Consider the following 13,638-nt stretch of genomic DNA (forward strand, 5'->3'; position numbering starts at 1 on the left):
CAGAGGCAGACGAGGAATGAGAAACGTGAGCACCACCACCGCCACCCGCAAGCGCAAGGCGACCGAGGAGCAGGCCGCCGTGCCTGAGGTGACAGCCGACGACACCGCCACGAGCGCCGTCAAGCGACCCGTCGGCCACGTGAGCTTCGTCGGAGCCGGCCCGGGTGATGCCGGCCTGCTCACCCTCCGCGCCAAGGAGCTGCTCGACGCCGCCGACATCGTCATCACCGAGTCTCCCGACCAGGCGGCCCTGGTGCCCGAGGGGGCCCAGGTCGTCGACGGAGGACACGGCGAGGACGGCGGCGTCCTGACCCCCGCGGCCCGTGGCCGGCTCGTCGTCAAGCACGCGAAGGGCGGCAAGAACGTCGTCCGCCTGCTGGTCGGCGACCCGTTCACCTTCGCGACCGGGCCCGAGGAGGCCCAGGCGTGCGACAAGGCCAACATCTCCTTCGAGATCGTCCCCGGCGTGTCCTCGGCCTCGGCCGTCCCCGCCTACGCCGGCGTGCCGCTGACCAACCGCACGCACCGCGAGGTGTCGATCATCCGGATGGGGGAGACCAAGGTCGACTGGACGCCGTACGCCGGTGACCAGACCCTGGTCCTGCTGAGCGCGGTGAACACCATCAAGGACGTCGCCAACGGTCTCATCGAGGCCGGGAGGGCTCCCGGGACCCCGGTGGCCATGACACGGGTGGGCACGACGACCGAGCAGACGACCATCGTCTCCACGCTGGAGAAGATCGCCGCCGACGCCAAGGCCGCCAAGATGGCCCCGCCGGCGGTCACCGTCATCGGTGACGTCGTCGACCTGCGCGAGACGCTCTCGTGGTTCGAGACCAAGCCGCTCTTCGGCTGGCGCGTGCTCGTTCCTCGTACCAAGGAGCAGGCGGCCACGCTCGCCAACCGCCTCCGCAGCTATGGCGCCGTCTCGGAAGAGGTCCCCACGATCTCCGTCGAGCCGCCTCGCAACCCGCAGCAGATGGACAAGGCTGTGCGCGGCCTCGTCGAGGGCCGCTACGAGTGGGTGGCCTTCACCAGCGTCAACGCCGTGAAGGCCGTCCGCGAGAAGTTCGACGAGTACGGCCTCGACGCGCGGGCGTTCTCCGGACTCAAGGTCGCCGCCGTCGGCGAGAAGACCGCCGAGGCGATCGCTGCCTGGGGCATCCGTCCCGACCTGATCCCCAGCGGCGAGCAGTCCGCACGGGGCCTCCTCGAGGACTGGCCCCCGTACGACGAGCTGCTCGACCCGATCAACCGCGTGTTCCTGCCGCGTGCCGACATCGCCACCGAGGCGCTGGTCGCCGGGCTCGTCGAGATCGGGTGGGAGGTCGACGACGTGACCGCCTACCGCACCGTCCGTGCGGCGCCGCCGCCGGCGCCGACCCGCGAGGCGATCAAGAGCGGCAAGTTCGACGCGGTCGTCTTCACGTCGAGCTCGACGGTCCGCAACCTCGTCGGCATCGCAGGCAAGCCGCACGCGACGACCGTGATCGCCTGCATCGGCCCGGCCACCGCACAGACCGCCGAGGAGCACGGCCTGCGCGTCGACGTCGTGGCACCCACGCCGTCGGCCGAGGTCCTGGCCGACGCTCTCGCCGACTTCGGCGCCAAGCGCCGGCAGGCGATGGTGGAGGCCGGTGACCCGGTCACGAAGCCGTCGCAGCGCACCAAGGGCTCGCGCCGCCGGAGCTGACGATGGTCGATCGCGACGGCTCGTTCCCTGACGTCCGGCCCCGACGTCTCCGCACCACGCCGGCCATGCGCCGGCTGGTCTCGGAGACGTCGGTCGAGGCGCGACAGCTGGTGCTGCCGATGTTCGTGGCGGAAGGGCTCACCGAGCCGCGAGCCATCTCGAGCATGCCGGGGGTCGTCCAGCACACGCGCGACTCGGCACGCAAGGCGGTCGCCGAAGCCGCGGAGCTGGGTCTCGGGGGAGTCATGCTGTTCGGGGTGCCCACCCGCAAGGACGCCACCGGCTCGGGCGCGACCGACGAGGACGGGATCCTCAACGTGGCGATCCGCGACGCGCGCTCCGAGGTGGGGGACGAGCTCGTGGTGATGTCGGACCTGTGCCTCGACGAATTCACCGACCACGGGCACTGCGGTGTGCTCGACGCCGAGGGGCGCGTGGACAACGACGCGACCCTGGAGATCTATGCCGAGATGGCGCTCGCCCAGGCTCGGGCGGGCGCCCACCTGCTCGGACCCAGCGGGATGATGGACGGACAGGTCGGGGTCGTACGGCGGGCGCTGGACGCCGAAGGCTTCACCGACACCGGCGTGCTCGCCTACGCAGCGAAGTACGCGTCGGCCTTCTACGGGCCGTTCCGCGAGGCCGTCGACTCGACGCTGGTCGGCGACCGGCGTACGTACCAGCAGGACCCGGCCAACGGTCGCGAGGCCCTGCGCGAGGTCGCCCTCGACGTCGCGGAGGGTGCGGACCTGGTGATGGTGAAGCCGGCGATGGGCTTCCTCGACGTCGTCGCCTCGGTGCGCGCCTCCGTCGACGTGCCCGTGGCGGCGTACAACATCTCTGGCGAGTACGCGATGGTCGAAGCGGCCGCCGCGCAGGGCTGGATCGACCGTGAGGCGGCGATCGCCGAGACCCTCGTGTCGATCCGGCGTGCCGGAGCCGACATCGTGCTCACCTACTGGGCGAGCGAGTTCGCCGCGCGGCTCGCACGCTGAGCCTGGCCTCCGCGGTCAGACGGCGGCGGCGCGGGCGGCGGCCTTCGCCGCCTCGGTGCCGTTGGGAGCAGCCCCGACGTAGGCCGCGATGCACGTCTGGAGCGTGTCTGCACTGACGTCGAGCGTCGCGCAGAACGCCTGGGCCAGCTCTGCCGTCGTCGGCTCCGGGTCCGGCTCCGTCGTGGCGGGCGGCTCGGTCGTGGCGGGCGGCTCGGTCGTGGCGGGCGGCTCGGTCGTCGGAGGCGTCGTCGGGTCGGTCGGGTCGGTCGGCGGCTTGGTGGGATCCGTCGGCGGCTTGGTCGGCGGCTTGGTCGGCGGCGTGGTCGGCGGCTTCGTGGGATCCGTCGGAGGCTTGGTGGGATCCGTCGGAGGCTTGGTCGGCGGCTTCGTGGGAACCGTCGGCGTGCCGGGCTTGGGCGAGGTGATGCCGCCGGGGTCGAGCGGCTTCGGCGTCGGCGGCTTCTCGATCCCGAGCGCCACGATCGTCGGCGTCGGCTGCGAACCGCCGGCTCCAGGGCCACCGGGAACGCCGGCGGCCGGAGGTCGGGGTCCGACCGGCCCGAGCGGCGCGACCGGGCTGCTCGGGTAGGGGAAGCTGGGGAGAATCGAGACGGGGCTGGACGATCCGTACCTCGCCGCGAGCGCGAGCACCTGGTCGGCGTACGCCGTCGAACGGTTGTAGGACATGAGGGCGGCGCGCGCGCCTGCCTCGACGCTGAGGTCGTGGCCGCCCACGCAGAGGTAGACCGCCGCGCCGAGCGCTGCGTCGTTCATGTTGTTGGGGTCGGCCTTGCCGTCGCCGTCGGCGTCCACGCCGACCGAGGACCACGTGGAGGGGATGAACTGCATCGGGCCGACCGCGCGGTCCCACTTCGCGTCGCCGTCCCAGGCGCCCTTGTCGGTGTCCGGGATGCGTGCGGTGTTGTTGGTGCCGTCGAGCGCGATGCCGATGATGGCGCGCGAGGTGGCGCCGGTGCTGGTCACCGTCGCGCCGCCGAACTGGCCGTGGTTGGACTCGACCCGGCCGATCGCGGCGAGGAGCTCCCAGGACAGCTTGCACTCCGGCTTGGTGACCGCCATGACGTTGGCGGCACGCTGGTAGGCGGCGAGCGCGGGTCCGGGGATGTCCGACGGTGCGCCGACGAGCGCGGCGGGAGTGACGGCGTTGCTGGACGACTGCTGCTCGACGGGGTCCTGGAGGGGCGTGACCTGGAGGTCGGGGCCGGTGACCGGGACCTGCGGGGAGCCCTCGGCGTACGCGGAGTAGGCGGCGCTGTCCACAGGCCCGGGCTGCTTGGGAAGGGCGACGGCAGCGCCCCAGGCGCCGGCGATCATCGCGCAGGGCAGGAGCGCAGCGGTGGTCTGCCACCAGCTGGTGCGCTTGCCGTTGGCCTTCTGGCCTCTGCGTGCTGCCCCCATGCCGCCGATCAACTCCCTCGTGGCCCGAACCCGAACCTGGTGTGACACTGTCCGTCCACCGCTCACCCTAGGTGAGGGTGGCGTGATGTGGCCACCGTCTCAGCACATCCTTAGCCTCCAGCCTAGACGCGATGTTGGGTCACCGCCGCGTACCTGCGGAGCCCGCGGACCGCCGCCGCTCGTCGGCTCGGGCGCGCTTGGCCCGTCAGGGACAATGGCAGGGTGTCCGGATCCGAGATCTCCCATCAGCTGTTCGATCGCGCCCGTGCCGTGTCGCCGGGTGGAGTGAACTCCCCGGTCCGCGCCTTCCGCGCTGTCGGGGGCACGCCCCGCTTCATGCGCGAGGGTCGCGGCGCGATCCTCACCGACGTCGACGGCAACACCTACGTCGACCTGGTGGCCTCCTGGGGGCCGATGCTCCTGGGCCACGCGCGCCCAGAGGTCATCGAGGCCGTCCGCGACGCGGCGAGTCGTGGGACCTCCTTCGGCACGCCGAGCGAGCCGGAGGTCGCCCTGGCCGAGGAGATCGTCGCTCGTACCCCGGTCGACCTGGTGCGCATGGTGTCCTCGGGCACCGAAGCCACCATGTCGGCGATCCGGCTGGCCCGCGGCTGGACCGGCCGCGACCTGATCGTGAAGTTCGCCGGCTGCTACCACGGCCACGTCGACGCGCTCCTGGTCGAGGCGGGCTCGGGCGTCGTCACGTTCGGGCTCCCGGGCACGCCGGGCATCCCCACGGCGTCGACCGCACAGACGATCGTGCTGCCCTACAACGACCGCGAGGCCGTCGCGGCGGCCTTCGCCGAGCACGGCGCGCAGATCGCCTGCGTCATCACCGAGGCTGCGCCCGGCAACATGGGCGCCGTCCCGCCGCTTCCCGGCTTCAACGCGTTCCTTGCCGAGACCTGCCGGTCCCACGGCGCCCTGTTCGTCTCCGACGAGGTCATGACCGGCTTCCGGGTCAGCCGCAGCGGGCACTGGGGTCTGGACGGTGCCCACGAAGGGTGGGCCCCCGACCTGATGACGTTCGGCAAGGTCATGGGTGGTGGGTTCCCCGCGGCGGCGTTCGGTGGTCGCGAGGAGATCATGCGACAGCTCGCACCGGAGGGTCCGGTCTACCAGGCGGGCACCCTCTCGGGGAACCCGGTGGCCACGACAGCCGGCCTCACGACGCTGCGCCTGGCCACCGACGACGTGTACGCCCACCTCGACGCCGTCTCGACCACCCTCCAGGGGTTGGTGGACAAGGCCCTCGACGCGGCCGGTGTGCCTCATGTCGTCCAGGCCGCGGGCAACCTCTTCAGCGCCTTCCTCGGCCGTACGGACGCCGTCGTCGACTTCGCCGACGCGCAGGCGCAGAGCCAGCCGGCGTACCGGGCGTTCTTCCACGCGATGCTCGACAACGGCGTCTACCTGCCGCCGAGCGCGTTCGAGGCGTGGTTCGTCTCTCACGCCCTCGACGACGATGCCCTCGACACCGTCGAGCGGGCTCTCGTGCCGGCGGCCCAGGCTGCCGCCGAGGCGCTCCGGGCCTGACCGGCGTGCCTTCTCGGCCCTGCTGGGCGACCACCCCACCGCAATCCTCGAACGACCCGCGAGAATGACCCCATGACGACCCAGGACCGCACCATCGTCCACCTGATGCGGCACGGCGAGGTGCACAACCCCGCTGGTGTCCTCTACGGACGCCTCCCCGACTACCACCTCTCCGACCTTGGCCGCCAGATGGCCGAGCGGGGCGCGGAGTACTTCGACGGTGGCGACGTCACGCACCTGGTGGCCTCGCCCCTCGAGCGCGCGCAGGAGACGATGCAGCCCATCGCCGCGACGCTGGGCCTCGAGGTGACCACCGATCCGCGTGTCATCGAGGCGGGCAACCGGTTCGAGGGCAAGACGTTCGGCGTCGGTGACGGGTCCCTCCGGCACCCCGTCACGTGGTGGATGCTGCGCAACCCCTCCAAGCCGTCCTGGGGCGAGCCGTACACGCAGATCGCCGCCCGGATGCTCGCCGCGATGGCGGACGCACGGGACGCGGCGCGCGGGCACGAGGCCGTGATCGTCTCGCACCAGCTGCCGATCTGGGTCTCACGGCTGACCGTCGAGCGACGCCGCTACCTCCACGACCCCCGCCGACGCCAGTGCTCCCTCGCGAGCGTCACCTCGGTGACCTACGAGGGCGACGTGCCGGTGGCGGTCGCCTACAACGAGCCGGCCGGTGACCTCATCCCCGCCAAGCTGCGCAAGAAGTTCGTCGGCGGCGCATGACCTCCCACGCCATCCGTCCTCTCGCTGCGCGACTGCTCGCCTCCGTCGCCGCGGTGGCGCTGCTCGCCGGCTGCTCGTCGTCGACGCAGGCAGACGAGACGACGGGTGGCTTCGTGGCCGGCGACGGCAGCATCACCGTGCCGAAGCCGGCCGAGCGCGAGCCGGCCCCGGAGCTGTCCGGGGAGACCCTCGAGGGCGACCCGATCGCGCTGTCCGACTTCGCCGGCAAGACAGTCGTCGTGAACGTCTGGGGCTCGTGGTGCGCCGACTGCCGGGTCGAGGCGCCCGCGTTCGCCGCGCTCGACGCCGAGACCGGTGACGACGTGCAGTTCCTGGGCATCAATATCCGCGACTCCCGCGCGGCCGCGCTGGCCTACGACGAGAACTTCGACATCGGCTACCCCTCGATCTTCGACCGCACCGGTCAGGCCGTGCTCGGCTTCCGCGACAGCCTCCCGTCGATGGCGGTCCCGACGACCTGGGTGATCGCCCCGGACGGGACCGTCTCGGCCCGCATCCTCGGCTCGATCACGGAGTCGACGCTGCGGGGTCTCATCGAGGAAGCGGGAGCGGTCTGATGGGTGGATGGGCCTCAGACGCCGTCATGTCCGGATCGCTGCTGGTCGCCACGGCCGTCGCGCTCCTGGCAGGGCTCGTGTCCTTCTTCTCGCCGTGCGTCGTGCCGTTGCTCCCGGGTTATCTCTCCTACGTCTCGGGGATGACCGCGGCCGAGGTGGCGGCAGACGGCAAGTCGGCCAGGCAGCGCGGGAGACTGCTCGCCGGCGCGGTGCTCTTCGTGCTGGGCTTCAGCGCCGTCTTCGTCTCCTACGGGGTGCTCTTCGGCTCGATCGGCTACGAGCTCAGGGAGTACGAGCGGCCGATCGCGATCGTGATGGGAGTCGTCGTCATCGTCTTGGGCCTGGGCTTCATGGGCTTCGTCCCGTGGCTCCAGCGTGACGTCCGGATCCACGCCGTGCCGTCGGTCGGCCTCGCGGTCGCCCCGCTGCTCGGGGTGCTGTTCGCGATCGGGTGGACGCCGTGCATCGGGCCCGCGCTGGGCGCGGTGCTCACCCTCGCCTACGGCGAGGGCACGGCGGGTCGTGGCGCGTTCCTCACTTTCGTGTACTGCCTCGGGCTGGGCATCCCGTTCCTGCTGGCGGCGGTGGCGTTCAGCCGCTTCGCGCGGGCGACCTCCTGGGTGCGCAGGCACCAGCGGGTGATCTCCCTCGTGGGTGGAGGGTTGCTCGTCGTCGTCGGCGTGCTCCTCGTGACAGGGCTGTGGGGGCAGCTGATGACGGAGCTGACCTCGTGGGTCGGCAGCTTCAGGCCGGTGGTGTGATGGCAGACGATCGACGGGCTCCGACCAAGAAGGGCCGTGGAGGCGCTGCCCCGGCGCTCTCGTTCGTGGAGACGGCCCGGTGGGCGTGGCGACAGCTGACGTCGATGCGTACGGCGCTGTTCCTCCTGCTCCTGCTCGCGCTCGCGGCGGTCCCGGGCTCGATCGTGCCGCAGCGGTCGGTCGACGCCCGCGCCGTCCAGGCCTACTTCGAGCGTCACCCCGACCTGGCGCCTGTGCTCGACACGCTGGGGGCCTTCCACGTCTACACGTCGGTCTGGTTCAGCGCGATCTACATCCTGCTGATGGTGTCGCTGGTGGGCTGCATCATCCCGCGCGTGGGCGTGTATGCCTCCGCGCTGCGGGCCCGTCCGCCGCGTGCCCCCAAGAACTTCTCCCGGCTCCCGGCGTCGGCGACGTACGAGACGACCGCCGACGTCGAGACGGTCCTGGCCGCCGCCCGGGGGGCCCTCGGTCGCGCCCGCAAGGACACGGTCACCGACGCCGACGCCTCCGGGGACGTCGTCGAGGGCGAGGTCCGTGCGGAGACCGGCTACCTGCGCGAGCTCGGCAACCTCGTCTTCCATGTCAGCCTCGTGGTCGTGCTGGTCGGCGTGGCGTCGATGAGCCTGCTCGGCTATCGCGGCAACGCCATCGTCACCGAGGGCAGCGGCTTCTCCAACACGCTCACCCAGTTCGACGAGTTCACCTCCGGGGGCCTGTTCGACACCGACGACCTGCCGCCCTTCTCGCTGACGCTCGACGACTTCGACGCGACGTTCGAGACCGACGGACCGCAGCGCGGGGCGCCACGCGACTTCGTCGCGACCGGGACCGTCACCGACCGCCCTGGTGACGAGCCGCGTCCGTACGAGCTGAAGGTCAACCATCCGCTGCGGGTCGACGGTGCGTCGGTCTACCTCGTGGGCCAGGGATATGCCCCGGTGATCCGGGTGAAGGACGGCAACGGTCGCGTCGTGTTCGAGGATGCGGTGCCGTTCCTTCCTTCCGACCCGAGCTACACGTCCAACGGCGTGGTGAAGGTCGCCGACGCGCGACCCCAGCAGCTCGGCTTCCAGGGCTTCTTCCTCCCCACCGCCGTCTCGACCGGTGACGACGACATCCCGGTCTCGGCGCACCCGGCCGCCGCGAACCCGTTGCTCGGACTGTTCGCCTACTACGGCGACCTCGGGCTGGACGACGGCGAGACCCAGTCGGTCTACATCTTGGACAAGGACAACCTCACGCAGTTCACCGGTGACGACGGGGAGCCGTTGCGGATCATGCTCGGGCCGGGCCAGAGCGTCTCGCTCCCGGACGGCGCAGGGACGGTCGAGTTCGTGGAGCTCCGGCAGTTCGTCCGCTTCCAGTTCAGCGCCCAGCCCGGCGTGATGGTTCCGCTGTGGGGCGTCTCGGTCGGCGTGATGGGTCTGATCCTGTCGCTGACGATCAGACCGCGACGGACGTGGGTCCGCGCTCGTCGACGCGAGGACGGCGTGACCGTGGTCGAGGTCGCCGCGCTGGACCGCGTCCCTCGCAGCGACGTCGCGCAGAGCGTCGACGACCTCACGGAGCGGCTCGTCGAGCGCACGGGGCATACTGGCAAGGACTACGACGCGGCGTCGGAGACCGATGACGCCGCGGTGGGAGCGACAGGATCGCGCCGTACGAGCGAGGACGAGGGATGACACTCGAGGACTGGGCCAACTTCTCCAACGCCGCGATCGCGTCGGCGACCGCGGTGCTGGCGCTGGCGTGGCTGGCGTCGGTCGCGCAGTGGGCGTTCGGCTCGAAGGCCGTCCGGGCCGAACGCTCGGCCCGCGCCGTCGAGCCCGCGCTCGCGGACGCGGCGATCTCGGTGGCTGGGTCGGGTGCTGGGTCGTCGGACGCCTCTGGCGCGACGACCACGGCGACGACCGACGCCGCGGCCGAGACCGCCGAGGAACGCTCCGACCTCTTCGGCCGTGTCGCGCTCTCGCTGACCGTCCTCGGCTTCCTCGTGCTCCTCGCCGGCGTCGTCGGGCGCGGTCTGGCGGCCGAGCGGGTCCCGTGGGGCAACATGTACGAGTTCGCGACCACCGGGATCGCCGTCGTCCTCGCCGGCTACCTCGTGATGGTCGTCCTCATGCAGGTCCAGTGGCTGGCGCCGATCGTCCTCGGCTTCTCGGTGGTCGTGCTCGGTCTTTCGATGACGGTGTACGTGCCGGCCGGTCCGCTCGTGCCGGCTCTCGACTCGTACTGGCTCGTCATCCACGTCATCTCGGCGATGGTCGCCGGCGCGGGCTTCCTCGTCGGGGCCGGCGCCTCGGTGCTCTACCTGCTGCGCGCCCGCGCCGACGCGAGGGGTGGCGCCAAGGGCTACCTCGGCCGGCTGCCCAAGGCCGCCGCGATGGACCAGCTCGCCTACCGCGTGACCGCCTTCTCGTTCCCTGTCTGGACGTTCGCGGCCCTGATCTCCGGGCCCATCTGGGCGGAGCATGCGTGGGGTCGTCCGTGGGGGTGGGACCCGAAGGAGGTCTGGGCGTTCATCACCTGGGTGGCCTACGCCGGCTACCTCCACGCCCGCGCCACAGCGGGCTGGAAGGGCAGGGCCGCCGCGATCCTCGCCCTGATCGCGTTCGCGACGTTCGTGTTCAACTTCGTCGGCGTGAACCTCTTCTTCCCCGGCCTCCACTCGTACGCGAAGTAGCCTCCGGGCTCAGAGGCCCCGCAGGAAGTCGGGGTCGTCGTCCGGGCCGCGCGCGATGGGGCGCTGGGGCCGCGGAGGGCCGGCAGGCTTGGTGCGCACCTTGCCGAAGACGAGCCACGTCGCGACTCCGAGGGCGGGCACCAGCGCGACGATCGCCCAGAGCGGCTTCGGGAGATAACGGACCCGGTCCGGCGGTGTGGCGATGACGTCGAACAGCGCGTACACCGCGAACGCCACGACGATGATGACCGGAATCGCCTTGCCCATGCGGCCAGGGTACCGGTGCGCCCGAACCGTCGGCAGGCCCAGGAGCCGCCCTAGGCTGGCGACATGAGCATCGCATCCTCCCTGGTCGGCCTCGACGACATCCGGGCCGCGGCCGAAAGGATCGCCGGCACCTGTCTGCGGACGCCGGTGGTCCCGTTCGTGACGCCGGAGGGCAGCGTCCCGTGGGCCGTGAAGGCGGAAGGGCTCCAGCCGACCGGAGCGTTCAAGCTGCGCGGCGCCACCAACGCCGTGGCCCTTCTCGACGACGCGCAGCGTCGTGCGGGCGTCGTGACCCACTCGTCGGGCAACCACGCGCAGGCCGTCGCGTACGCGGCCCGTGTCGCCGGGGTCCACGCGACCATCGTGATCCCCGACAACGCCCCCGAGGTCAAGGTCGCCGCGACCCGTCGGTGGGGTGTGGACGTCGTCATGGTCGCCCCCTCGCAGCGGCACGCGCGTGCGGAGGAGATCGCCGCGGAGACCGGTGCCGCGCTGATCCCGCCGTACGACGACGCGCGCGTCATCGCCGGCCAGGGCACGGTCGGGCTGGAGATCGTCGAGCAGGTTCCCGACCTGGCGACGGTGGTCGTCCCGGTCAGCGGCGGCGGCCTGGTGAGCGGCGTCGCCGCGGCGGTCAAGGCTCTGCGCCCGGACGTCCGGGTGGTCGCGGTCGAGCCGGAGCTCGCGGCAGACCTCGCGGAGGGCTGGGCGGCGGGGGAGCGCAGGGTCTGGTCGGTCGCCGACACGTCTCGGACGGTCGCCGACGGGCTCCGCACGGACTCGGTCGGCGTGCTGAACTGGGACCACATCACGGCCTACGTCGATGACGTGGTCACGGTCTCCGAGGAGGAGATCCTCGCGGCGGTGGGCGCCGTCGTGCGCGGCGCCCGGGTGGTCGTCGAGCCGAGCGGTGCGGTCGCTGCGGCGGCTGTGCTCAAGGGCGTGGTCGGTGACACCGCCGGGACCACGGTCGCGATCGCCTCGGGGGCCAACATCGACCCGGCGGTGCTCGCTCGGCTGGTCTGACCCGTCGACAGGATCAGACCACGGTCTGATGGGCGAGCGGCTCCGGCCGCCTACCCTGGCCAGGTGAGGAGAGTGACGGCGTGGACGCGTGACCACCCCTTCGCGGTGGACGCGGCCCTGGCCGGCGCACTCGCCCTGCCGCTCGTCCCCTTCGCGCTCAACCTGGGCACCGCGGGCACCGCCGGCGAGGCGGGCTACCAGATCCTCATCCTCCTGGCGCTGGCATGGCGCCGTACACGCCCGGTGGCGTCGTTCACGCTCGTGTCGCTGCTGCTGGCGGGCCAGCTGGTCCTGACCGACGAACCGCTCTACGCCGACGTCGCCCTCCTCGTCGCGCTCTACTCCGTCGCCGCGTACGGCCCGCTCTGGGCTCGGCGTGCCGGGCTCGGCGTCGGCTTCCTCGGGGTGCTCCTCTCGACCCTCGACTGGTACGCGTCCTCGCCCGAGTCCAGCATCGTCGGCAACATCGTCGTCATGAGCCTCGTCGTCGCTGCGCCGTGGTCCTTCGGCGCCTACATGCGCACGCGGCGGGAGTACGTCGTCGGCCTGGAGGAGCGGGCCCGCCAGCTCGAGCGTGACGCCGAGCAGCAGGCACAGATCGCCGCCGCGGCCGAACGCGCACGGATCGCCCGCGAGATGCACGACGTCGTCGCGCACAGCCTGTCGGTGATCGTCGTCCAGGCCGACGGCGCGCTCTACGCCTCGAGGACGCGGCCCGAGGCGGCGAGCGAGACCCTCGAGACGATCTCGCGCACGTCGCGCCAGTCCCTCGCCGAGATGCGCCGCCTGCTCGGGCTCCTGCGCGACGACGACGCCTCCGACGCGACGCAGCGGGCGCCCATGCCGACGGCGACCGACGTGCCGACCCTGGTCGACCAGGTGCGCCGCAGCGGGCTGGACGTCCGTGCCGAGGTCACGGGAGACCTGTCGGCGGTCGACACGACCACCGGACTGACCGTCTACCGCGTGGTGCAGGAGGCGCTCACCAACACCCTCAAGCACGCCGGCGCCGGCGTCCGCACGCGGGTCCAGGTCGGTGTGCTCCCCGACCACGTGCTGGTCTGCGTCGAGGACGACGGGGGCACCCAGCCGGTGGCTGCCGGACCCTCGCCGCGCGGAGGACACGGCATCCGCGGCATCCGGGAGCGCATCGCCATCCACGACGGCACGGTCGTGGCCGGACCATTGGCCAGTGGCGGGTTCCGGGTCGAGGCCCGCATCCCGTACGGGAAGGAGACCAGGTGAGCGACCTGCCCGAGGAGGGGTCGTCCGAGCGCCCGCTGCGGGTGTTCCTCGTCGACGACCAGCAGCTGGTCCGGGCGGGCTTCCGGATGCTGGTGGAGTCGCAGCCGGACATGGAGGTCGTCGGCGAGGCGGCCGACGGGCTCGAGGCCGTGGAGCGGCTGTCGGTGACCGGCGTCGACGTGGTGCTGATGGACGTCCGGATGCCGCGGCTGGACGGTGTGGCCGCGACGCGTGTCCTGAGCGAGCGGGGATCGACCGCCCGTGTCGTGGTGCTCACGACGTTCGACCTCGACGAGTACGTCTACAGCGGACTGCGGGCTGGCGCGTCGGCGTTCCTGCTCAAGGACGCCCCGCCGGAGGTGCTGCTGGCCGCGATCCGTGACGTGCACCGCGGCGACGCGGTGGTGGCGCCGAGTGCGACCCGGCGGATGCTGGAGCGGTTCTCCGACCAGCTGCCCGACGGTGAGGCCGCCCCCGACCATCGCCTCGACATGCTCACCGATCGAGAGCGCGAGGTGCTGGTCCTCGTCGCGCAAGGGCTCACCAACTCCGAGATCGCGAGGCGACTCGTCGTCGCGGAGCCGACCGTCAAGACTCACATCGGGCGGCTGCTGGCCAAGACCGGCAGCCGGGACCGGGTGCAGCTCGTCGTCCTCGCGTACGACACCGCGCTGGTGCGCCCGACCACCTGAGCCGAAGGACA

At 71.9% G+C, this 13,638-nt stretch carries 13 protein-coding genes; 11 read left to right on the forward strand and 2 right to left on the reverse strand.

The window, feature by feature from the left end:
* Positions 1-16 precede the first annotated feature (16 nt).
* Entirely contained in the window at positions 17-1,693 is a 1,677-nt protein-coding gene (locus tag KV097_RS01155; protein ID WP_220342185.1) for a uroporphyrinogen-III synthase, read from the forward strand.
* A gap of 2 nt (positions 1,694-1,695) precedes the next feature.
* Positions 1,696-2,688 carry a porphobilinogen synthase gene (gene hemB, locus KV097_RS01160; protein ID WP_220342184.1) on the forward strand — a complete coding sequence of 331 codons (993 nt, stop codon included), beginning with the start codon at positions 1,696-1,698 and terminating at the stop codon, positions 2,686-2,688.
* Between the two features lie 15 nt (positions 2,689-2,703).
* Here the strand turns inward: hemB and KV097_RS18990 are convergent, their stop codons facing one another.
* Complete coding sequence (locus tag KV097_RS18990) at positions 2,704-4,107, reverse strand: lytic transglycosylase domain-containing protein (protein ID WP_255559002.1); 1,404 nt, start codon at positions 4,105-4,107, stop codon at positions 2,704-2,706.
* 222 nt (positions 4,108-4,329) lie between these two features.
* Between KV097_RS18990 and hemL the strand changes: the two genes are divergently transcribed.
* From hemL to ccsB, 6 genes are all read left to right on the forward strand, one after another.
* Complete coding sequence (gene hemL, locus KV097_RS01170) at positions 4,330-5,643, forward strand: glutamate-1-semialdehyde 2,1-aminomutase (protein WP_220342183.1); 1,314 nt, start codon at positions 4,330-4,332, stop codon at positions 5,641-5,643.
* A 72-nt stretch (positions 5,644-5,715) separates the two neighbouring features.
* Positions 5,716-6,372: a histidine phosphatase family protein gene (locus KV097_RS01175; protein WP_220345394.1), complete on the forward strand. Its 657-nt coding sequence runs from the start codon at positions 5,716-5,718 to the stop codon at positions 6,370-6,372.
* The gene (locus KV097_RS01180) at positions 6,369-6,950 is read left to right on the forward strand and encodes a TlpA disulfide reductase family protein (protein WP_220364869.1); all 582 of its coding nucleotides are present in this window, start codon (positions 6,369-6,371) and stop codon (positions 6,948-6,950) included. The genes KV097_RS01175 and KV097_RS01180 overlap by 4 nt, the downstream gene beginning before the upstream one ends.
* 26 nt (positions 6,951-6,976) lie before the next feature.
* Positions 6,977-7,711: a cytochrome c biogenesis CcdA family protein gene (locus tag KV097_RS01185; protein ID WP_255559003.1), complete on the forward strand. Its 735-nt coding sequence runs from the start codon at positions 6,977-6,979 to the stop codon at positions 7,709-7,711.
* Positions 7,711-9,396 (forward strand): cytochrome c biogenesis protein ResB, encoded by a 1,686-nt coding sequence (locus tag KV097_RS01190; protein ID WP_220364870.1) that lies wholly within the window; start codon positions 7,711-7,713, stop codon positions 9,394-9,396. The genes KV097_RS01185 and KV097_RS01190 overlap by 1 nt, the downstream gene beginning before the upstream one ends.
* A complete protein-coding gene (ccsB, locus tag KV097_RS01195; RefSeq protein WP_220364871.1) occupies positions 9,393-10,397 on the forward strand; it encodes a c-type cytochrome biogenesis protein CcsB in 1,005 nt (334 codons plus the stop codon). Before KV097_RS01190 ends, ccsB begins: the two co-directional genes overlap by 4 nt.
* Positions 10,398-10,406: 9 nt before the next feature.
* Here the strand turns inward: ccsB and KV097_RS01200 are convergent, their stop codons facing one another.
* Positions 10,407-10,664 (reverse strand): PLDc N-terminal domain-containing protein, encoded by a 258-nt coding sequence (locus tag KV097_RS01200; protein ID WP_220345389.1) that lies wholly within the window; start codon positions 10,662-10,664, stop codon positions 10,407-10,409.
* Between the two features lie 63 nt (positions 10,665-10,727).
* Here KV097_RS01200 and KV097_RS01205 point away from each other — a divergent pair, with 63 nt between their 5' ends.
* From KV097_RS01205 to KV097_RS01215, 3 genes are all read left to right on the forward strand, one after another.
* A complete protein-coding gene (locus KV097_RS01205; RefSeq protein ID WP_220364872.1) occupies positions 10,728-11,690 on the forward strand; it encodes a threonine/serine dehydratase in 963 nt (320 codons plus the stop codon).
* 63 nt (positions 11,691-11,753) lie between these two features.
* Positions 11,754-12,935, forward strand: a complete 1,182-nt coding sequence (locus KV097_RS19590) for a sensor histidine kinase (RefSeq protein WP_220364873.1) — start codon at positions 11,754-11,756, stop codon at positions 12,933-12,935.
* On the forward strand, positions 12,932-13,627 hold the full coding sequence (locus KV097_RS01215) for a response regulator transcription factor (RefSeq protein ID WP_301022180.1): 696 nt from the start codon (positions 12,932-12,934) through the stop codon (positions 13,625-13,627). The genes KV097_RS19590 and KV097_RS01215 overlap by 4 nt, the downstream gene beginning before the upstream one ends.
* Positions 13,628-13,638: the final 11 nt, after the last annotated feature.

The organism is Mumia sp. zg.B17 (assembly GCF_019550915.1).
Taxonomy (GTDB): domain Bacteria; phylum Actinomycetota; class Actinomycetes; order Propionibacteriales; family Nocardioidaceae; genus Mumia.

Coding starts and splice junctions, on each gene's coding strand:
- KV097_RS01155 (WP_220342185.1), top strand. CDS start 17: ATGAGAAACGTGAGCACCACCACCGCCACCCGCAAGCGCAAGGCGACC.
- hemB (WP_220342184.1), top strand. CDS start 1,696: ATGGTCGATCGCGACGGCTCGTTCCCTGACGTCCGGCCCCGACGTCTC.
- KV097_RS18990 (WP_255559002.1), bottom strand. CDS start 4,107: ATGGGGGCAGCACGCAGAGGCCAGAAGGCCAACGGCAAGCGCACCAGC.
- KV097_RS01175 (WP_220345394.1), top strand. CDS start 5,716: ATGACGACCCAGGACCGCACCATCGTCCACCTGATGCGGCACGGCGAG.
- KV097_RS01180 (WP_220364869.1), top strand. CDS start 6,369: ATGACCTCCCACGCCATCCGTCCTCTCGCTGCGCGACTGCTCGCCTCC.
- KV097_RS01185 (WP_255559003.1), top strand. CDS start 6,977: ATGTCCGGATCGCTGCTGGTCGCCACGGCCGTCGCGCTCCTGGCAGGG.
- KV097_RS01190 (WP_220364870.1), top strand. CDS start 7,711: ATGGCAGACGATCGACGGGCTCCGACCAAGAAGGGCCGTGGAGGCGCT.
- ccsB (WP_220364871.1), top strand. CDS start 9,393: ATGACACTCGAGGACTGGGCCAACTTCTCCAACGCCGCGATCGCGTCG.
- KV097_RS01200 (WP_220345389.1), bottom strand. CDS start 10,664: ATGGGCAAGGCGATTCCGGTCATCATCGTCGTGGCGTTCGCGGTGTAC.
- KV097_RS01205 (WP_220364872.1), top strand. CDS start 10,728: ATGAGCATCGCATCCTCCCTGGTCGGCCTCGACGACATCCGGGCCGCG.